This is a genomic window from Vreelandella sp. 162(4c), assembly GCF_058152265.1.
In genome coordinates this window covers 205,886-225,425 of the sequence record NZ_CM176981.1, presented here as the reverse complement: position 1 = coordinate 225,425, position 19,540 = coordinate 205,886, and the positions used below count along the sequence as shown (strand labels likewise).

Below are 19,540 nucleotides of genomic sequence, written 5' to 3'. Positions count from 1 at the left end.
CCGGGCTTATGAATCAACAATTTCGTCAGGATGCCATTGTCGAGCTGGTTCGTCAGCACGGCTATATGAGTATTGAGCAGCTCACCGATCATTTTGCCGTGACACCACAAACCATCCGTCGCGACTTAAATACCCTGGCCAATGAGGGCCGGGTGAGGCGGGTGCATGGCGGAGTAGGAATCGAGTCGAGTACAGTCAATACCGCCTACAGCACGCGCAAGACACTGCATCTGGAAGAAAAGGAGCGCATTGCCCGCTGTTTAGCACAGCACATCCCGAATCACTCCTCTCTGTTTATTAATATCGGCACCAGCAATGAAGTGATTGCTCAAGCGCTGTTAGAGCACCAGGGCCTTGAGATCATTACCAATAATTTAAATGTTGCCGCTATCCTGCAACATAAAGAGGATTTCACCGTGATTATCGCCGGCGGTCAGGTGCGCTCCCGGGACGGCGGCATTATCGGTGAAGCAACGATCGACTTTATCAATCAGTTCAAAGTGGACTACGGCATTATCGGCATCAGCGGTATCGATGAGGATGGCTCACTGCTGGAGTTTGATTACCAGGAAGTGCGCGTTGCTCAGGCGATTATCGCCAATTCCAGGCGCATCTATCTGGCGGCGGACTACTCTAAATTTCACCGTAACCCGGTTGTTCGGCAAGGTAACCTGGAACAGCTGGATGCGCTATTTACCGACCGCAAACCCCCAGACGCGATTCAGCGCTTGCTGACGCAACACGATGTGGCGCTCTACATTGCTTAATGAGGTAGTTTCAGCCTTGAGCATTTTGGGCGGCTAGAGTAGCCTTGGATGATAATAAAGCGAAAACGTGGAAACCTCTGATTAACTATTGCGCTTGGCCATACAGCGTTAAAAATCGCCTCAAAATGCTCATTTACACCCCGTAAACTCCGCTTTTTCGTTGATTTTTGCCTTGTCTGGCCTGCGCTCATCGCGTTAATCAGAGGTTTTCAATCATACAAAATCGAAAGATAATACAACAAAGCGAACTCGATATGTCCTCTTTTATACTCGCCATTGATCAAGGTACCACCAGTTCTCGCGCCATTCTGTTTGACCGCCAAGGCCAGGTGGCCGCTGTTGCCCAGCAAGAATTCACTCAGCACTTCCCCCACGACGGATGGATTGAGCACAACCCCGAAGACATTTGGGAAACCGTGGTGGCGACTTGCCGAGATGTGATGCGTAACGCTGAAGTTTCCGCCGACCAAATAGCCGGGATCGGCATTACCAACCAGCGGGAAACCACTATTCTGTGGGATCGGAAAACGGGTAAGCCACTCTATAACGCCATCGTTTGGCAGGATCGCCGCACCTCAGATTTATGCCAGTCACTGCGCGATCAAGGCTATACCGATACCGTTCAAGCTAAAACGGGCCTATTGATTGATCCCTACTTTTCAGCCACCAAGCTTGGTTGGGTACTGGACAACGTTGAGGGTGCTCGGGAGCGCGCCGAGCAGGGCGAGTTGGCATTTGGAACGGTAGATAGCTTTTTAATCTGGCGGCTGACAGGCGGTCAGCAGCACGTGACCGATGCCACCAATGCTTCGCGTACAGCGTTGTTTAATATCCATACTCAGGAGTGGGATGAAGAGCTGCTGGCGCTGTTTAATATTCCCGCCAATTTATTGCCCGAAGTGAAAGACTCCAGCGATGATTTTGGCACCACCGAAGCGTACTGGCTGGGTGCCGCGCTCCCCATTGCTGGGGTAGCGGGGGATCAGCAGGCTGCTTTAGTGGGGCAGGCGTGCTTTCAACCGGGGATGGGTAAAAGCACCTATGGCACAGGCTGTTTTATGATTGTGAATACCGGCGAAACGCCCTCGCTGTCGCGCAATCGCCTGTTGACCACCATTGGCTACCGGCTTAATGGAAAGCCGACCTATGCCATGGAGGGCAGTATTTTCGTGGCGGGGGCGACGGTGCAGTGGTTACGTGACGGCTTGAACCTGTTTGCCGATGCGTCAGAGACGGAGGCCTTGGCCCAGGAGACCCGCAGTGGCCACAGCGTTTATCTGGTGCCCGCCTTTACCGGCTTGGGCGCTCCACACTGGGATCCCAAAGCCCGCGGCGCTATTTTTGGGTTAACTCGCGATACCGGTATCGCTGAAATAGTCGCCGCTGGCCTGCAAGCGGTGTGCTATCAAACCCGAGACCTCCAGCACTGTATGAACGACGACATGGAGGCCGCACCAGGCACTTTGCGCGTCGACGGTGGCATGGTGAAGAACAGCTGGGTGATGCAGTTTCTTGCCGATATGCTGGGTGTCCAGGTGGATCGCCCTACGATTTTGGAAACCACCGCGCTGGGGGCTGCTTACTTAGCCGGGTTGCGTTTAGGTTGGTATCAAACCCTCGAAGAGATTGAGCAGCTGTGGCGCTGTGAGAAGAGCTTTATGCCTGCTATGGAGGAGACCACTCGCGAGCAGCTCTATCAAGGCTGGTTGGATGCGGTTTCGCGCGTGCGCTCTACGCCTTAGGTAATAACGATTTAGCCCCCTACTTAAGCACACTATCTATTAACTCTTTCGATTCTTTATAATGCGGCGGCCAATTAAACCATTGGCCGCCTTTCTTCGCTTTTAGCGCCCCTCATGAAAGTCTTTAACACACTTAACACTTAATGAGTGTTTATGTAGTCGAGTTACAACCCCCCCTGCTGCCAATGATGCATTGTGGGTTTTGTTGCAGTGAACCATAGTGAAGCCATGGATCAGGAGGGTGCTTCGTTATCCCGAGTCACTGCCCTGATCTCTGCTACAGAACCATAGCGCTTCAGTATTACCCGAGCGCTAAAGGCGAAGGTCTTGCAAAGCTTGTGACCGTTTCGCAGTTGCCGAACTGGGCACTTATCCGGCCCAGCATGAGTAGCAACGTCACCATACGTCGTTAACTAAGATGGCTGCTTTTTTTAACCGATAGTCGGTTAAGCAGCGGATGACCATACCATGAGGTATTACTAATGAACTGCATCGAACTGAGCCAACAAGCCGACAGCATCGCCAGCACTTTCAGCAAACAAGATCTCGCTAGACTTGTTGTGGCACTGAAGGGCAACCGTGAATCACTGCAGCATGCCGTTGAGGTCATCGACACAGTGGATAGCCGCTCAGGCTGCACACTGGAAGAAGCTTGGGATGAAGTGCTCTCAGGGGACTCTCAAATGCGAATTGAAGACGAAGAGTAGGGCAAGACGCGCTTATTGATTGTTTGAGCCCCCTCACTTCGGTGAGGGGGCTTTTTTATGCTAAACCGCTGTCGATGTCGGCGGAAGTGCAGTATCGCGATTTTGTTCGAAGTACTGGCTAAATCGATTTTCAGCGTCGTCACCAAACAGTACCCGACACGCTTCCTTTAAACCTGTGGAATGGCGTAACTGCTCATGAGGTACCACCAGAGAAACTTTGGCGCGGCGGCGCAGGAAGTCCTCAAGCTGGGTGATCATCTCGTGGTCGCGGGCATGCTCAATTTCACAACGGATGTACTCAGTGCCTTCAATGAGGATTTCGCCCTGAGCGGGATCCTGACGAATTTTCTCCAGCATCGGTATGGCTTGATCGGCATAGCGCCGCCACAGCCGAGAGGAGAGCAGCTCCGATGACGTAGAGGCGGTCATGGCATCTAGGTTCATACGCTTGGCTTGATCCATAAACTGCTGTTTCACGGGCTTGGCAGGTTCCCCGTACCACCGAAAGTTGGGGTCTGAAAGTGAAACGCCCAGGCGGCTTATATCTTCGGCAATCTCATCCCCTACGTTCAAACAGTCGGTAAGTTTTCCACCAAAGATGCTGATATGCGCACTCTCAATGTTGGTATCGACCACATGCTTGCGAGAAAGCTGTAAAAAGTCTCGGTCACTGCCCTGATCATCTTTGATGGCTAAAGGCCTTACGCCACAGCGTGTCGAGATAATGTCGTCTTGTGTGAGCGGTTGATCTAGCGTTAGGCGTTTATTGATATTTTCCAGCACAAAGGCGATATCGTCAGCAGTAACGTCTACCTCTGGATGCTCCATATGGGTATCGGTAGTGCCGATACAGGTGCGATTGCCCATGGGAATGACGAAGAACAGCCTTCCATCGTCGGCAAAAAATGCCAACACCCGCTGTGAATCGGTTAGCTGTGGAACGATGAGGTGAATGCCCTTGGAGTAGAGGTGATGATGGGTAGTCTTTTGGCCGGTCAGCTCGTTATGCTGATCTACCCAGGGGCCAGCAGCGTTGATTAATACCTTGGCATGAATATCGAAGGTGCTGCCATCCATCACGTTGTGCGCTTTGGTCACCCATAGGTCGCCGACCCGTTCGGCGCCGAGTGACTCGACGTAGTTGGCGGCAATTGCTCCATAGTTAAGCGCGTGGCGCACAAAGTTGAACACAAAGCGTGCGTCATTATCGTGGAGGTAGGCGTCGGAGTACTCGAAGCCGCCAACGGCGTCCTCAATATCGATAATGGGTTCTTGCTGCTTAATCTTGTTAGGCGAAAGCAGGCGTGGCAGTTTAGTGAAGCCGTTGCCCATCAGCCAGTAAAGCCAGGTGCCCGCCCATAGGTAGCGTGGTGAGTGGCGGAAACCTTTCGAAATAGTGGTCAGGAAACGAATCTCCTGCACGGTAGAGGGGTAACTCTTTATCAAGTGATTGCGGCTTTTGCACAATTTTCGAACCAGTGCAAAATCCTTGCTTTCCATGTATTTAATGCCTCCCCAAACTAAGTTGGAGGAGTGCATGCTGGTGCTGCCAGCGAAGTCGCCGCGATCAATCAGTGCGACTTTAGCGCCTTTTCCAGCCAGCGCCGCCGCAGTGGCCGCGCCATTGATACCGCCCCCTATAATCAGGGCATCAAAGGTCTCGGTAGGTAATTTTTCTATATTTCGATTTCGCAGTTTCATAGCGGATCCAATTAACAAATAAATAGCCCTGGTGCCCTGGGTGTTTTCTCTTGTGCTATGGCCTGCCGCCAATGAAACCCTTGCAGGGCGGTTGCCCACCCTGCAAGCGTTACGCGTGATTACTCTTGGCGCGTACCGGCTGCCATCCAGGCTTCCATCATTTCGTCATAAGGAACGGTGGTGCCTTGGGGCATTTCATTGTCCAGCTTGGCTTTGGGTGCGCCTTCCTGATCCAGCCAGTATTGCGGATCCTGCTCTTCATTGAGCACGGGCGCATAGCTGTCGAAGACGTTGGCCCTGGCTAGGCGATGCATGGTGCTGTCCATATCCGACGCCAGTTTGTCCAAGCCTTCCTGAGGCGTGACTTCACCACTCATGACAGGCGCCAGGTTTTGCCACCACAGTGGGGCCATGCGTGGGTAGTCAGGCACATTGGTGCCGGTAGGCGTCCAGTTCGACTCGTTGGGGCTGCGGTAGAACTCCACCAGGCCGCCTAATTTGGGGGCCATCTCGGTCATCTGCTCAGAGAAGATGTCAGATTCACGAATCGGCGTTAGACCGTGCATCAGTTTTTCCAAAGACACCGTTTTAGACACGGTGAACTGGCCGAACAGCCACGCCGCGGTGCGACGATCTTCCGGCGTTGAATCGAAGAACGTCCAGGCGCCTACATCTTGGTAGCCGACCTTCATACCCTCTTCCCAGTAAGGGCCGGTGGGGGATGGAGCCATGCGCCATAGCGGGTTGCCTTCGTCATCGGTCACTGCGACTGCAGGGTCGGTCATGTCGGCAGTAAAGGCGGTGTACCAGAAAATCTGCTGGGCAATGTGTCCCTGCGCAGGTACCGGGCCAGCCTCACCAAAGGTCATGCCCTGTGCTTCAGGAGGGGCATAGTCACGCAGCCAATCGACGGCTTTTTGCATGGCAAATACCGAGGCCGGTGAGTTAGTAGCGCCGCCGCGGCTTACGCTTGCGCCTACTGGCTGGCTATCTTCGTTGACGCGGATACCCCAGTCATCCACCGGGTTGCCGGAAGGGACGCCGGGGCTGCCCATACCTGCCATGGAGAGCCAGGAGTCGTGGAAGCGCCAGCCCAGTGACGGATCGCGGCGGCCGTAATCCATATGGCCATACACCTTGGTGCCATCTATTTCGCCGACATGCTCGGTAAAGAACTCGGCGATATCTTGATAGGCCGTCCAGTTAGTGGGAACGCCAAGAGGGTAGCCGTAGACCTCTTCGAACTGTGCCATCAGCTCAGGGTCGGTAAACCAGTCATAGCGGAACCAGTAGAGGTTAGCGAACTGTTGGGTGGGCAGTTGAAAGAGGCTGCCATCTGGCCCGGTGCCGTACTGCAGTCCAATAAAGTCGTCTAAATCCAGGGTGGGCAACGTATAGTCGGCCCACTCGTTCTCCATCGCTTCAGACAGGTTGATGGTGGTGCCATAACGAATATGCGTGCCGATGGAGTCGGTGTCATTGACGAAGCCATCGTAGATGCTGTTACCCGACTGCATCTGATTCTGCATGGTGTCCACCACATCACCTTCACCGATGATGTTGTGGGTCAGGTTAATGCCGGTCAGCTCACTAAAGGCTTCTGCAAGCACTTCACTTTCATAAACGTGAGTCGTGAGGCCTTCAGCCACGGTTTGAATATCCATGCCGCGGAAAGGCTCGGCAGCGTTGGCAAACCACATCAGCTCTTCGATCTGCTCTTCGCGGCTCAGGGTTGAGTTCTGGAAGTGCTCGTCGACCAAGCGTTCAGCGATGGCACGGGTATCCTGCTCTTGCGCTGACAGCGTTCCCGACGCCAGCAACAAGCTGGCGGCGAGGGTTGTCAGTTTGAATTTAGTCAGTTTGGATTTATTGTCGTGCTTTTGCATGTTGACCTCGTTTTGTTGTGTTCTTCCTTGATGGCTTGGCCGTCCTTGATACCGATTAAACGCTGATGGCATTTCCCCAAGGGCTATCCCCAGCGCATTAAAACCAGCAGCCATACGGCTGATACCGCTAGTGCTATCCAAATGGAGAGTGACGTAAAGCCGATCACGCCCAAATGGATAAAGGCTGCGGAGAGCAGGCCGATAAACAGCCGATCCCCGCGAGTGGTGGCAATGGGTAAAAAACCTTTGCGTTCAACAGTGGGCGACATGATCTCCCATACCGTCATGCCTGCCAGCATGGCCGCAATGGATGAAAAGAATATGGCGGTGGGCACTGTCCATACCATCCAAGACATAGTGAGATCTCCTCAGGTACGGCCCAGGGCAAAGCCCTTGGCGATATGGTTACGAACGAAGTAGACCACCAGAATGCCGGGAATGATGGTGAGTACACCGGCGGCGGCCAAAGTGCCCCAGTCAATCCCAGAAGCAGTCGATGTGCGCGTCATGATCATGCCAATGGGCTGGGCGTCAGTGGCTGTCAACGTGCGGGCCAGCAACAGCTCCACCCAGGAGAACATGAACAGGAAGAACAGCGTGACGCCAATGCCTGAGCGGATCATGGGGATAAAAATCTTGACGAAAAAGCGCGGAAAGCTATAGCCGTCGATATAGGCGGTTTCGTCGATCTCCTTGGGCACGCTGCTCATAAAGCCTTCTAAAATCCAGATAGCGAGGGGGATATTGAACAGGCAGTGAGCCAGCGCGACGGCGATGTGAGTATCGAACAGGCCTACCGAGTAGTAGAGCTGGAAGTAGGGCAGCAGAAATACTGCAGGTGGCGCCATTAGGTTGGTCAGCAGCCAGAAAAACAGATGCTTGTCGCCAATAAAGGTGTAGCGGCTGAAGGCGTAAGCGGCGGGTAGCGCGACGCAGATGGTAATCAGCATATTCATCGCTACATAGAGCATCGAGTTGACGTAGCCCATGTACCAGCTTGAGTTGGTGAAGATGCCGATGTAGTTATCAAAAGTAAGGTTCTGGGGCCACAGCGTCATGGAGCCCAGAATTTCGCTATTGGTCTGGAGCGACATATTGATCAGCCAGTAAATGGGCAGAATCATCAGCGCCAGATAAAGGCCAAGCAGGATACGTGAGCGCCAGTGTGCACGGGCAGTACGGTTACGCCGCTTGGCCGGTGAAACTTTGCTAAAAATGGTGTTGTACTTTTCACCGCGCTGGGTGTTTTCGAGTTGATAGCTCATGTTAGGCACCTCCGTGCGGCGGTTTGTCTTTCTGCATATTCATAATGGTGGTGTAGAACACCCAGCTCACCAGCAGAATGACCAGGAAGTAGATCAGCGAGAAAGCTGCAGAAGGGCCTAAATCCTGTTGGCCGACAGCCATAGTGGTTAGTGATTGACTTAAGAAAGTGGTGGCACTGCCCGGCCCGCCGCCCGTCAGTACAAAGGGTTCGGCGTAGATCATAAAAGAGTGCATAAAGCGCAGCAGCACGGCAATGACCAGCACGTTGGTTAGCTTGGGGAGCTGAATGTAGCGGAACACCGCCCATTTTGAGGCACGGTCGATACGTGCTGCTTGATAGTAGGCTTCGGGAATCGAGCGGAGACCGCTATAGCACAGCATGGCCACCAGCGGCGTCCAGTGCCACACGTCCATTAAAATGATGGTTACCCAGGCGTCGCCGGCATTACGGGTAATGTTGTATTCAATGCCCAGTTCGCGCAGGCCCCAGCCCATTAAGCCGATATCGCCACGGGTAAAGATTTGCCAGATACTGCCCACTACGTTCCAGGGAATCAGCAACGGCAGGGTAATCAGGATCAGCACCGCCGAGGCTTGCCAACCGCGTTTGGGCATAATGAGCGCGATGCCAATCCCTAGCGGAATCTGAATAGCCAGAATAATCAGCGAGAACGAAATTTGGCGCAGAAACGCTGCCTGCAGCGCGTCGTCGTTGAGCATGCTTTGAAACCACTCAGTGCCGGTAAAAAAGCGTGCGTTCGGCCCGAGCACGTCCTGCACCGAGTAGTTGACCACGGTCATGAGCGGAATGATGGCGGAAAAGGCCACCAAAACCAGCATGGGAAGCACCAGTAGCCAGGCTCTGTTATTGGGTACCTTGTTATTCATGACCAGCCTCCACTAGGTATTCATCGATATACAGCGCTACGTGAGCAGCATCGAAGTGCGCAAACGCCGCTTCACTGACCGGCGGATGGCCTTCGGGCAGGCGTGCCTTAAACGTTTGCTCGTTGAGTTTGAAGGTCAGCAGGGAGTAGGTGCCCAGGTCTTGCACGCTGGTCACCTGAATCGGCACGCTATTGGCCACTTCACTTGAGGAAATGGCGATAAACTCGGGGCGGATGCCTAGTTTTATATTGTTATGGCTAATATTGTTAGCGCTGGCATTGGCAGCGCTGGCGACAGCGTGCTTCATCTGCTCGCTAACCGGCAGTGGCTGTGTGCCGAACATTACCTGATCGTCGCGATATTCCACGGCCATAAAATTCATGCCCGGGCTGCCAATAAAGTAACCCACAAAGGTATGCGCAGGGCGCTCGAACAGCTCACGTGGGGTGCCGAATTGCACCACCTGGCCCTCATACATCACGGCAATTTTATCCGCGAAAGTAGAGGCCTCGAGCTGATCGTGGGTCACGTAGATCATGGTGATATTGAAGCGCTCGTGAATCTCTTTGAGCTTGCGACGCAGCTTCCACTTTAGCTGCGGGTCGATAACGGTGAGCGGCTCATCAAACAGAATCGCCGTTACGTCGTCACGTACCAGCCCACGGCCCATGGAGACCTTCTGCTTCTCGTCGGCGGTCAGGTTTTTGGCCTTACGATCCAGCAAAGGGGTCAGCTCAAGAATATCGGCGACTTCGAGTACCTTGGGTTTCACCCGGTACTCGGGGGTATTCATATTGCGCAGGGGAAAGGCAAGATTATCGAACACCGTCATGGTGTCGTAGATCACCGGAAACTGGAACACCTGGGCAATATTGCGCTCTTCTGGGGGCAACTCATTGACCCGCTGACCGTCGAAAAGTACGTCACCCTCCGAGGGTTCAAGCAGGCCCGAAATAATGTTCAGAAGGGTCGATTTACCGCACCCTGAAGGGCCCAATAGGGCATAGGCACCGCCCTGATGCCATACATGATCCATCTGTCGGATGGCGTAATCTGCCGCACCCTTGGGTGTTTTTTCGTAGGAGTGCGCTAAGCCTTTTAGTGTGATCTCAGCCATGGGCAGCTCCTCCCTGACGTGCAGGAATATGTACCGTGTGACCCTGCTTGTCGAAGGCGTAAAGTTGATGGGTGGGGAAGTAAACTTTCAGAGGTTCATTAACACTAAACTGGTGAATACCCGCTAAGTGCAGCACTAAGGGGAAGCGTTCGTGGCGAACATGCAGGAAGGTTTCAGAGCCACTAATTTCCGCTACATCCACATGGACATCCAGGGCCAGGTCATCGGCCTGTTGGGGTTGTAGAGTGAGATGCGAAGCTCGCACGCCAAAGTCGTAATCACCCGGTTCAAGACGCTTTAGCTCGTCATCGCAGGGAAAGTGAAGCGTTTGGTCGAAGGTGATCTCGCTGTCGGTCAGCTGACCGGGAACGATATTGATTGGGGGTTCGGAGAACATTTCTGCGCTAAAGCGGCCATTGGGCTCGCGATAGACCTGCTCGGTAGGGCCGTATTGGAGAAGCCTGCCTTCGTGCAGTACCGCCGTGTTACCGCCCAGCGCTAACGCTTCATTGGGCTCGGTGGTGGCATATACCGCAATGCAGTTACGCGCTTTAAACAGATCACGCAACTCATCGCGTAGCTCTTCGCGGAGCTTATAATCCAGATTGACCAGCGGTTCATCAAACAGAATTAAGTCGGCATCTTTGATCAAGGCCCGCCCCATGGCGGTACGCTGCTGTTGGCCACCAGAGAGTTCCTGCGGGTAGCGGTTAAGCAGGTGCTCGATATGCAGCATTTCAGCAATTTCGCCAACCCGCTTATCAATTTCGCTTTTTGGGTGTTTGGCCAGTTTAAGCGGCGACGCAATGTTGTCATAAACGGTGAGGCTGGGGTAGTTGATAAACTGCTGGTACACCATGGAGACATTGCGTTTACGCACTGAGACGTTCGTGACGTCTTTGCCATCCATAATAATTTTGCCGCGGGTGGGTGGTTCAAGCCCCGCCATTAGGCGCATTAAAGTGGTTTTGCCAGCAAGTGTTCGCCCAAGCAGCACATTAAAGGATCCTGGCTCTAGGGCTAAGTCTATCCCACTGATATGGGGCACACCGTTAACGATGTGATCGATATTTTGCAAATGTAAGGACATGCCGATCTCGCTAGCGTCATTGTTGTTGGATAAGGTAGATCGTTTTCGTTTACGAAAGGCTAGTTGATCGTTTGCGAACTTGCAACGCGTTTTTGGTTCCTCGGTCTACGCATTTAGGTGTAGAAAGTGAACACAAAAAAGCCGACTCCTGGCATGCAGAAGTCGGCTTTTTTTACAGGTAACGCTTTGAACAAGAGAGGTATTACTTAACGTTTTCTTCCTCCGGCTTAGGCGCTACCGCAGGTTTTCCGTTGTGCTCGATCAGCGTGGACTTATTCTTGGCAAAGGCATCGTAGGCAAAATCGTCCACGGTGAGCATTTCCAGTACTTCGGCCTCGAAGGTACGCATAAAGTCGGCATCCTCTTCATTGATCAGGCCTTTTTCCAGACCGGCTTCTACACGAGCCTCAGGATGCAGCGCCGTTTGCGGGAGTTCGCCTTTAGCATACGCCTTGTTCACCGTGCGGTAGATCGCCTCGGCGCGGTCATAATCGACCAGCAAAGCGTTGTAGCGCGCCAGCGGGTTGCGCTGTTCACCGTCGTCTGCATCCCAGGTGTTTTCCAGCAGCTTGGTGCGCAGGGCACTGTGTGTAGACACACGCTTAGCGATATCCCGGGCCAGGTCATCGTGGGGTTTATTCCAGCGGCGACCGGTGGGCATTACTACGGCGTTGAGCGTTTTACCTAGCGCACGGTTGGGTAGATTATCGAAAATCTCCACAAACGCCTGCTCGGCACGCTGGAGCAGGAAGCGGCAGCTGTAGTGCAACAGCGCCTCTTCGCCTTCTACTTTACTGCCTGCCTGCCACTGCTTGAGTACCATTGAGGTGAGATAGAGGTTAGACAGCACATCCCCCAGCCGTGCAGAGATCATTTCACGTTTCTTCAGCGCTGAACCCAGGCTTGCCATGGCAGCATCGGCACACAGGCCAAAGCCAGCGGAGAGGCGGGCAATATCCTGGGCATAGGCGGCGGCGGGGCCGTCGAAGGGTACGCTGGCTTTACCAATGCCAAAGCCGAGGGTAAAGGCGCGCGCAGCGTTACCAAAGATCAAGCCCGCGTGACCGAAGAAGGCTTTATCGAACGCCTGCATATCGTTGGCGTCTTTGGCAGCCAGTTCTTCTAGTACGTAGGGGTGGCAGCGAATAGCACCCTGACCAAAGATCATCAGGTTGCGGGTCATGATGTTGGCGCCTTCCACGGTGATCGCCACCGGGTTGGCGCTGTAACCGATACCGAGGTAGTTGCGCGGGCCAAGAGTGACTGCCTTGCCGCCGTGAACGTCCATCGCATCGCTAAGCAATACGCGCTGGAACTCGGTCAACTGGCTCTTCAGGATGGCTGAGGGCACGGCGGGTTTTTCGCCGTGGTCGATCATATTGGCGGTTTGATACACGGTGGCCTGGGAGATATAGGCCAGCGCCGTCATGCGGGCGAGGGGCTCTTGCACACCTTCCATTTCGGCAACCGGCACGTTGAACTGACGACGAACACGGGTGAAACCGCCGCTCCAGCCCAGGGCGTAACGCGCGGTGCCGGTGGCGCCTGACGGCAGCGTGATGCAGCGGCCGATAGACAGACACTCCACCAGCATCCGCCACCCCTGGCCGATCATGTCTGGGCCGCCAATGATGGTGTCCAGCGGAACAAAGACATCTTTGCCGATAATCGGGCCGTTCATAAACGGGCTGCCGATAGGGTGGTGACGGCGGCCGATTTCCATGCCGTCGGTATCGCGGGGAATCAACGCCAGGGTAATACCGCGATCTTCTTCGTCACCCAGCAATTTTTCCGGGTCAAACAGACGGAAGGCAAGACCAACGACTGTGGCGATGGGCGCCAGAGTGATCCAGCGTTTTTCGAAGTTAAGGCGCAGGCCGATCACTTCTTCGCCGTTAATGGTTTGCTTACATACAACGCCAGTGTCTGGCAGCGAGGTAGCGTCAGAACCTGCGCGGGGGCCGGTGAGGCCAAAACAGGGGATCTCGCGGCCATCGGATAAGCGCGGCAGGTAATGATCTTTCTGCTCTTGGGTACCGTATTTAAGCAGCAGCTCGCCAGGGCCGAGGGAGTTGGGTACGCCCACGGTCACCATCAGGGTTTCATTGACGGAGAGCTTCTGCAGTACCATGGACTGAGCCTTAGCCGAAAAGCCAAGACCACCGTACTCCTTCGGAATAATCATGCCGAAGAAACCCTCTTTTTTCAGGTAGTCCCAAAGCTGCTGGGGCAGGTCGGCGCGCTCCTGGGCGATGTCCCAGGCGTTGCACATGCCAGCGGCTTTCGCACACTGATTGGCTAGGAAGGCTTTCTCATCGTCGCGTAGGCCATCGTCTTTAAAGGCGAGCAGTTTTTCCCACTGGGGTTTGCCTGAAAATAGCTCTCCGTCCCAGGAAACGCTGCCCGCTTCCAGAGCTGTGCGCTCGGTGGCGGAAACTTTGGGGGCGACTTTTTTAAAGGTGGCGAATAAGCGCGGTGTGAGCCACTTGCGACGCAGTGCAGGCAGGCCTGCCACGGCTACTGCCGCAGCGCCAAGAAGCAGCAGACCACCAATGATTTCCGCGTCAAACAGTAGGCCAACAAGGCCTAATACGCCAAACACAGCTAGCGCCGCGGGAGCGCCTGCTTCGCGACGCATGACCACGAGCAAGCCGACAATGGCGAGCACGATCAGAAGTAGGGTGAGCATAGGTTATCTCTCTTTTTGCTGGCCACTGTTGCAGGCCGACTGTTGTTAATAAAACGCGAGTAACATCGTTGTTGAGATATTGAGTCGAACACTTGTTTGAATATTGGCAGATGGGGGCTATCACACGCAAGTTTTTAGGCACGTTTGGCGTAGCTTGTTCCTTTAACGTAGCCAAAAAAAACGCCATGGCGACAAGCCATGGCGTTTGGAGTAAAAAACAGACTAAATGTTCAGGCGCGTTTGGCCGGTGCTCCGTTGGCGACGTAATAGTCAACGCTGGCACGGGGAAGCGGCTCATGGCCTTTGATACGGTCGGCGATTTTCTCGGCCAACATAATGGTGGGCGCATTCAGGTTGCCGGTGGGAATCACCGGGAACAGTGAGGCATCTACGACGCGAAGGCCTTCAATACCATGGACACGACCCTGGCCGTCGGTGACGGCCATTTCACCCTCGCCCATACGGCAGCTACCGCAGGGGTGGTAGGCGGTTTCGGCGTGCTGTTTGACGAAGGCATCGAGCTCGGCATCCGACTGCACGTCGGGCCCTGGTGCTATCTCGCGACCACGGTATTTATCAAAGGCTGGCTGAGCGATGATATCGCGAGTCAGGCGAATAGCATCGCGGAACTCTTCCCAATCTTTCTCTTTGGCCATGTAGTTGAGCAGGATGCTGGGCGCGGCGTGTGGATCTTTCGAGGTAAGTCGAATACGACCACGGCTTTCTGAGCGCATTGAGCCAACGTGGGCCTGGAAGCCATGGGCCTGCACCGCGCTCTTGCCGTTATAGCTAATGGCAATGGGCAGGAAGTGGTATTGCAGATTGGGCCACTCCTCTTCATCGCGGCTGCGGATAAAACCACAGGATTCAAACTGGTTGCTGGCGCCCACGCCGGTGCCATTGAACAGCCATTCAGCACCAATTTTGGGCTGGTTGTACCACTTTAGCGCGGGGTAGAGCGAGATGGGTTCTTTGCACTCGTACTGGATGTACATCTCCAGGTGATCCTGGAGGTTTTCACCTACGCCGGGCAGGGCGTGAACCGTCTCGATACCCAGTTCCTTCAGCAGTTCAGGGTTGCCGATGCCTGAGCGCTGCAGAATCTGCGGGGAAGCGATGGCGCCACCGCACAGGAGTACTTCACGGCGGGCGTAGGCCTGCTGTTTTTCGCCTTTCTGCTCATAACGTACCCCCACCGCACGTTTACCTTCGAATTCAATAATATCGGTAACGGCATGGGTTTCGATGGTGAGGTTGTGGCGCTGTTTGGCGGTATCCAGGTAGCATCGGGCCGTTGATGCGCGGCGGCCTTTGGGCGTGACGAAGCGATCCATAGGGCCGAAGCCTTCTTGCTGGTAGCCGTTAACGTCTTCGGTTTCCGGGTAGCCAGCCTGCTTGCCGGCTTCAATAAAGGTGCGATAAAGCGGGTTGTTATCCGCTTTGGGCGTGGTCACGCTGACCGGGCCGTCGCCACCGTGGTAGCTGTTGGGTCCAATGTCGCGGGCTTCGCACTTTTTGAAGTAGGGCAGGCAGCTTAGGTAGTCCCAATCTTCGAGGCCGGGCTGTTTGGCCCAGTTGTCGTAATCGAGTGCATTACCGCGGATATAGCACATGCCGTTAATCAGTGAGGAGCCGCCCAACCCTTTGCCACGACCACACTCCATACGGCGACCATCCATATGCGGCTCGGGGTCGGTTTCAAACGCCCAGTTGTAGCGCTTGCCCTGTAGTGGGTAAGCCAAAGCGGCAGGCATTTGGGTGCGGAAATCGAAGCGGTAGTCGGGCCCGCCCGCTTCTAAAAGCAGTACGCTGACGTTGCTGTCTTCGGTGAGGCGGGTAGCGAGCACATTGCCCGCCGAGCCTGCACCGATAATGATGTAATCAAATTCGCGTGGTTGAGACATAGTGAATTACCGAGTCTGAAGATGGGGCGGGGCTTCCTGGCGGTAGCTTTACGCGAGGGCGCTGTGAACCCATCCCTGGGCGCTACTTTTCCCATCCATGGGAAAAGACCCTCGCTACAAGCCACCCCCAGCGCCCTGGTCGGTTAGTGCGCCAAAAGTGGTGCTTTGATTTAAAACACTGACTCAAACGGCCCCATCTCGATTTGTACCGACTTGGTCTGGGTGTAGTGATTGAGCGTCTCAACACCATTTTCGCGACCAATACCCGACTCTTTATAGCCGCCTACTGGCATCTCCGAGGGTGACTCACCCCAGGTGTTAATCCAGCAAATACCCGCTTCAAACTGGTGGATCACGCGGTGGGCGCGGTTCAAGCTTTCGCTGAAGACACCGGCGGCCAGGCCGTAGGTGGTGTCATTGGCGCGGCGAATGACTTCCGCCTCATCATCAAAGGCGAGTACCGACATCACCGGGCCAAAGATCTCTTCGCGCACGATACGCATCTCATCAGTGCAGTCGGTAAACACGGTGGGTGCAGCCCAGGCGCCATTGGCAAAGCTACCAGTGTTCCAGTCGTCGCCACCCACGAGCAGGCGAGCGCCTTGCTCTTTGCCCAGGGCAATATAGGAGAGCACTTTCTCCTGATGCTCGAAGCTGACCAGGGGGCCAAAGTTGACGCTGGGATCCATGGGATCGCCTGCTTTGATGCGCTTAACGCGCTCCACCAGCTTGGCTTCAAAGGCGTCTTTAACGCTACGTTCAACAAATACCCGCGTGCCGTTGGTACAGATTTGGCCGCTGGAGTAGAAGTTGGCCATCATGGCGGCGTCTGCAGCGCGATCAAGATCGGCATCTGCAAACACCAGCAGCGGCGATTTGCCGCCCAGTTCCATGGTGACGTCTTTCAGCGTTGAGCTAGCAGCGGCGGCCATCACTTTCTTGCCGGTGCCTGCTTCGCCGGTGAACGAGACTTTGGCGATGCCTGGGTGCTCGGTGAGCATGGCGCCCACGCGGCCGTCGCCCTGAACCACGTTAAAGACGCCATTGGGCAGGCCTGCCTCGGTAAAGATTTCCGCTAGTTTCATCACGGTCAGCGGGGTCACTTCGCTGGGCTTGAATACCACTGCGTTGCCTGCCGCCAGCGCCGGGGCGGCTTTCCAGCAGGCGATTTGGATCGGGTAGTTCCAGGCGCCAATGGCACCAATGACACCCAAGGGCTCGCGGCGAGTGTACACAAAAGAGCTGTCGCGAAGGGGGATCTGGCTGCCTTCAATAGCCGGCGCCAGGCCCGCGTAGTACTCCAGCGCATCTGCGCCGGTAACGATATCGACACTGGCCGTTTCGCTGATCGGCTTGCCGGTATTGCGGGTTTCAAGCTCAGCTAGCTCGTCATTGCGCTCCCTCAGCAGCGCGACGGCGCGCAGCAGGATGCGTGAGCGCTCCATGCCGCTCATCGCGGCCCACTCGCGCTGGCCGCGCTGGGCTGCGGTGACCGCGGTGTCAACATCCGCTTGGCTGGCTTGGCCGATAGTGGCCAGCAGGCTGCCATCGAAAGGGTTGGTAACGGTAAAAGTATCGCCTGAAGTGGCGTTTACCTGGCGACCATCAATATAAAGTGGCTGTACGTCTTGAGCGGCCATGTCGATCTCCAAGAATCAGAAAATTAAAGGTAAATATTGGATGCTTTGTTGGTGCATCCATGATGAGCAAAAAGCTGGTCGAGATAGGTGTGGGCAAGGTAGCGGGCCTCTTCGGCGTCAAGGCCTTCTGGCGTTAGCGCGCCACGCAGCCATAGCCCATCAATCATGGCGGCTAAGCCGCGTGCTGCGTTGCGGGCTTCTACGCGGGGCATAACACGTCGGAACTGGTGACATAAATTGCTGTAAAGACGGCGATCATTGACGTTTTGCAGACGCTGCAGCATAGGCTTATGCATGCTGCTGGCCCAGAATGCTAACCATGTCTTGGCGGCGGGGCCGGTGACCTGAGTGCGGTCAAAGTTACCCTCAATAATGGCACCGATATGGGCGCGGGGAGAGTCGTCTTCCAGCGCATGGCGACGCACCGCAACGGCTCCGGACAGGTCGGTCAGGATTTGCCGCATCGTCGCTTCCAGCAAGCCATCTTTACCGCCAAAGTAGTGGCTGATAATGCCCGCTGACACGCCCGCATGGCGGGCAATTCGCATCACGGTAGTTTCGGCTAAGCCGACTTCATCAATGGCTGCCATAGTCGCGTTGATTAACTGCTGGCGGCGTATCGGTTCCATTCCCACCTTTGGCACGACGTTCTCCTAATTCGTTGAATGCCTAACAGGGTCGTTGCTTGAAACCCAGGCGTAGACATGATTACCTAACAATGATGGCATTTTTTTATTGAACGTTCAATCAATAAAAAGGCGCCGATGATTTCTACGCACTGCGACCACGGCAGCAACTGAGTGTTCGTATCCATGTTTTGCCAATATGTTTTGGCAATACGTATTGGCAATAAGCTTATAAAAGGGGACTACGATGATGAGCAGAACTTCTTCACGCTATGCAGGTGCTTTATTGCTGGCAGCGGGTCTGCCCATGGCAGCCTATGCAAATGAGTGCAGCAGTGTACGCTTTGCCGAAGTGGGCTGGACGGATATTACCGCCACCACGGCGCTCGCTAGTGAAGTCCTCGAAGGGCTTGGCTATGAGCCAAGCGTCGACACCGTTTCCGTTCCGATTGCCTACGCCGGTATGCGCAACAATGATTTCGATGTCTTCCTGGGTAACTGGATGCCCTCGATGGCCTCTATTAGTGATCCCTATATCGAGCGCGGTGAAGTTGAGCGCTTGGCAACCAACCTGGAAGGGGCAAAGTACACTCTGGCAGTACCCCAATACGTTTACGATGCGGGGGTAACCTCGGTTAACGATTTAGCGGAACATGCGGAGCAGTTTGAGCGTAGTGTGCATGGCATCGAAGCGGGTAACGACGGCAACGAGCTCATTGAGCAGATGATCGATGACGATGCGTATGGGTTAGGCGATTGGCAGGTGATCGATTCCAGTGAAGCCGGCATGCTGGCAGAACTGCGCGCTCGGGTGCCTAATGAGCAGTGGATGGTGTTTTTAGGTTGGGAACCGCACCCCATGAACTCCAACTTCGATATGGCTTATCTTGCTGATGCTGATGACTATTTTGGCCCAAATTTAGGCGGCGCGACTGTGCACACGAATACCCGAGCGGGATTCGTGGATGAGTGCCCGAATGTGGGTACCTTGCTGCGCAATATGACCTTCACGCTGGAAATGGAAAATCAGCTCATGAGCGCGATCATGGATGATGGCGAAGATCCCCGTGATGCGGCGCGTGACTATTTGAAGGCCAATGATAGCCTACTGGACGAGTGGTTAGACGGCGTTACAACACGAGACGGCGAGCCAGGTGCAGAGGCCGTGCGCGCCGCTATTCAGTAAGTCGATTTCGATACGCTTTGTTGACTAGCAGGGCAAGCCGGAATCCGGCTTGCCTTTCGTCATTAAGGTAGGCATAATCTGCACCCGTTGATGAGGGAAAGGCTACGTAGCTCAGCTGGTTAGAGCACATCACTCATAATGATGGGGTCCCCTGTTCAAATCAGGGCGTAGCCACCACATCAGCCTCAGCACACTTATTCTATAACAGAGTGTGCCGTTATGGTGGTCCCTTAGGTCCTCCCGCAACGCTAAACTGCGAACCCCGCCAGGCCCGGAAGGGAGCAACGGTAGTGGTGGCTGCGTGTGCCGGGATGTGGCTTTTGGGGCCGCC

15 protein-coding genes, 1 tRNA gene and 1 other RNA gene are annotated in these 19,540 nt (G+C 54.8%); 6 read left to right on the top strand and 11 right to left on the bottom strand.

What is annotated here, in order from left to right; translation table 11 throughout:
• Positions 1-8 precede the first annotated feature (8 nt).
• The 3 genes from AC4EYZ_RS00995 (at position 9) to AC4EYZ_RS00985 (ending at position 3,216) form a co-directional block, all read left to right on the top strand.
• Complete coding sequence (locus AC4EYZ_RS00995) at positions 9-767, top strand: DeoR/GlpR family transcriptional regulator (RefSeq protein WP_022523714.1); 759 nt, start codon at positions 9-11, stop codon at positions 765-767.
• Positions 768-1,021: 254 nt separating this feature from the next.
• Complete coding sequence (gene glpK / locus AC4EYZ_RS00990; RefSeq protein ID WP_022523713.1) at positions 1,022-2,509, top strand: glycerol kinase GlpK; 1,488 nt, start codon at positions 1,022-1,024, stop codon at positions 2,507-2,509.
• A 482-nt stretch (positions 2,510-2,991) separates the two neighbouring features.
• Positions 2,992-3,216, top strand: coding sequence for a hypothetical protein (locus AC4EYZ_RS00985; protein WP_022523712.1), 225 nt, complete (start codon positions 2,992-2,994; stop codon positions 3,214-3,216).
• Between the two features lie 60 nt (positions 3,217-3,276).
• On the opposite strand, the gene AC4EYZ_RS00980 is transcribed toward AC4EYZ_RS00985, so the two are convergent.
• The 11 genes from AC4EYZ_RS00980 to betI all read right to left on the bottom strand — a co-directional run bounded on the left by AC4EYZ_RS00980 (position 3,277) and on the right by betI (position 18,041).
• On the bottom strand, positions 3,277-4,917 hold the full coding sequence (locus tag AC4EYZ_RS00980) for a glycerol-3-phosphate dehydrogenase/oxidase (protein ID WP_022523711.1): 1,641 nt from the start codon (positions 4,915-4,917) through the stop codon (positions 3,277-3,279).
• 119 nt (positions 4,918-5,036) lie between these two features.
• A complete protein-coding gene (locus tag AC4EYZ_RS00975; RefSeq protein ID WP_022523710.1) occupies positions 5,037-6,803 on the bottom strand; it encodes an ABC transporter substrate-binding protein in 1,767 nt (588 codons plus the stop codon).
• Between the two features lie 83 nt (positions 6,804-6,886).
• Entirely contained in the window at positions 6,887-7,159 is a 273-nt protein-coding gene (locus AC4EYZ_RS00970; RefSeq protein WP_022523709.1) for a DUF2160 domain-containing protein, read from the bottom strand.
• 12 nt (positions 7,160-7,171) lie between these two features.
• The gene (locus AC4EYZ_RS00965) at positions 7,172-8,068 is read right to left on the bottom strand and encodes a carbohydrate ABC transporter permease (protein WP_008956663.1); all 897 of its coding nucleotides are present in this window, start codon (positions 8,066-8,068) and stop codon (positions 7,172-7,174) included.
• A 1-nt stretch (position 8,069) separates the two neighbouring features.
• Positions 8,070-8,957 (bottom strand): carbohydrate ABC transporter permease, encoded by an 888-nt coding sequence (locus tag AC4EYZ_RS00960; RefSeq protein ID WP_022523708.1) that lies wholly within the window; start codon positions 8,955-8,957, stop codon positions 8,070-8,072.
• Positions 8,950-10,074: an ABC transporter ATP-binding protein gene (locus AC4EYZ_RS00955; RefSeq protein ID WP_022523707.1), complete on the bottom strand. Its 1,125-nt coding sequence runs from the start codon at positions 10,072-10,074 to the stop codon at positions 8,950-8,952. Before AC4EYZ_RS00955 ends, AC4EYZ_RS00960 begins: the two co-directional genes overlap by 8 nt.
• A complete protein-coding gene (locus AC4EYZ_RS00950; protein WP_022523706.1) occupies positions 10,067-11,164 on the bottom strand; it encodes an ABC transporter ATP-binding protein in 1,098 nt (365 codons plus the stop codon). The genes AC4EYZ_RS00955 and AC4EYZ_RS00950 overlap by 8 nt, the downstream gene beginning before the upstream one ends.
• A 202-nt stretch (positions 11,165-11,366) precedes the next feature.
• Positions 11,367-13,853, bottom strand: a complete 2,487-nt coding sequence (locus AC4EYZ_RS00945; RefSeq protein WP_022523705.1) for an acyl-CoA dehydrogenase — start codon at positions 13,851-13,853, stop codon at positions 11,367-11,369.
• 230 nt (positions 13,854-14,083) lie between these two features.
• Positions 14,084-15,757, bottom strand: a complete 1,674-nt coding sequence (betA, locus tag AC4EYZ_RS00940) for a choline dehydrogenase (RefSeq protein ID WP_022523704.1) — start codon at positions 15,755-15,757, stop codon at positions 14,084-14,086.
• 170 nt (positions 15,758-15,927) lie between these two features.
• A complete protein-coding gene (gene betB / locus AC4EYZ_RS00935; protein WP_022523703.1) occupies positions 15,928-17,397 on the bottom strand; it encodes a betaine-aldehyde dehydrogenase in 1,470 nt (489 codons plus the stop codon).
• A gap of 23 nt (positions 17,398-17,420) precedes the next feature.
• Positions 17,421-18,041 (bottom strand): transcriptional regulator BetI, encoded by a 621-nt coding sequence (gene betI, locus AC4EYZ_RS00930; protein WP_009286516.1) that lies wholly within the window; start codon positions 18,039-18,041, stop codon positions 17,421-17,423.
• A 229-nt stretch (positions 18,042-18,270) separates the two neighbouring features.
• On the opposite strand from betI, the gene AC4EYZ_RS00925 reads away from it, so the two are divergent.
• From AC4EYZ_RS00925 to ffs, 3 genes are all read left to right on the top strand, one after another.
• Positions 18,271-19,209 (top strand): choline ABC transporter substrate-binding protein, encoded by a 939-nt coding sequence (locus AC4EYZ_RS00925; protein ID WP_022523702.1) that lies wholly within the window; start codon positions 18,271-18,273, stop codon positions 19,207-19,209.
• A 100-nt stretch (positions 19,210-19,309) separates the two neighbouring features.
• A tRNA-Met gene (locus tag AC4EYZ_RS00920) sits at positions 19,310-19,386 on the top strand.
• 52 nt (positions 19,387-19,438) lie between these two features.
• Positions 19,439-19,535: signal recognition particle sRNA small type (gene ffs, locus AC4EYZ_RS00915), an RNA gene on the top strand.
• Positions 19,536-19,540: the final 5 nt, after the last annotated feature.

Coding starts and splice junctions, on each gene's coding strand:
- AC4EYZ_RS00955 (WP_022523707.1), bottom strand. CDS start 10,074: ATGGCTGAGATCACACTAAAAGGCTTAGCGCACTCCTACGAAAAAACA.
- glpK (WP_022523713.1), top strand. CDS start 1,022: ATGTCCTCTTTTATACTCGCCATTGATCAAGGTACCACCAGTTCTCGC.
- AC4EYZ_RS00965 (WP_008956663.1), bottom strand. CDS start 8,068: ATGAGCTATCAACTCGAAAACACCCAGCGCGGTGAAAAGTACAACACC.
- AC4EYZ_RS00975 (WP_022523710.1), bottom strand. CDS start 6,803: ATGCAAAAGCACGACAATAAATCCAAACTGACTAAATTCAAACTGACA.
- AC4EYZ_RS00970 (WP_022523709.1), bottom strand. CDS start 7,159: ATGTCTTGGATGGTATGGACAGTGCCCACCGCCATATTCTTTTCATCC.
- AC4EYZ_RS00925 (WP_022523702.1), top strand. CDS start 18,271: ATGATGAGCAGAACTTCTTCACGCTATGCAGGTGCTTTATTGCTGGCA.
- betB (WP_022523703.1), bottom strand. CDS start 17,397: ATGGCCGCTCAAGACGTACAGCCACTTTATATTGATGGTCGCCAGGTA.
- AC4EYZ_RS00980 (WP_022523711.1), bottom strand. CDS start 4,917: ATGAAACTGCGAAATCGAAATATAGAAAAATTACCTACCGAGACCTTT.
- AC4EYZ_RS00945 (WP_022523705.1), bottom strand. CDS start 13,853: ATGCTCACCCTACTTCTGATCGTGCTCGCCATTGTCGGCTTGCTCGTG.
- AC4EYZ_RS00960 (WP_022523708.1), bottom strand. CDS start 8,957: ATGAATAACAAGGTACCCAATAACAGAGCCTGGCTACTGGTGCTTCCC.
- AC4EYZ_RS00950 (WP_022523706.1), bottom strand. CDS start 11,164: ATGTCCTTACATTTGCAAAATATCGATCACATCGTTAACGGTGTGCCC.
- AC4EYZ_RS00995 (WP_022523714.1), top strand. CDS start 9: ATGAATCAACAATTTCGTCAGGATGCCATTGTCGAGCTGGTTCGTCAG.
- AC4EYZ_RS00985 (WP_022523712.1), top strand. CDS start 2,992: ATGAACTGCATCGAACTGAGCCAACAAGCCGACAGCATCGCCAGCACT.
- betA (WP_022523704.1), bottom strand. CDS start 15,757: ATGTCTCAACCACGCGAATTTGATTACATCATTATCGGTGCAGGCTCG.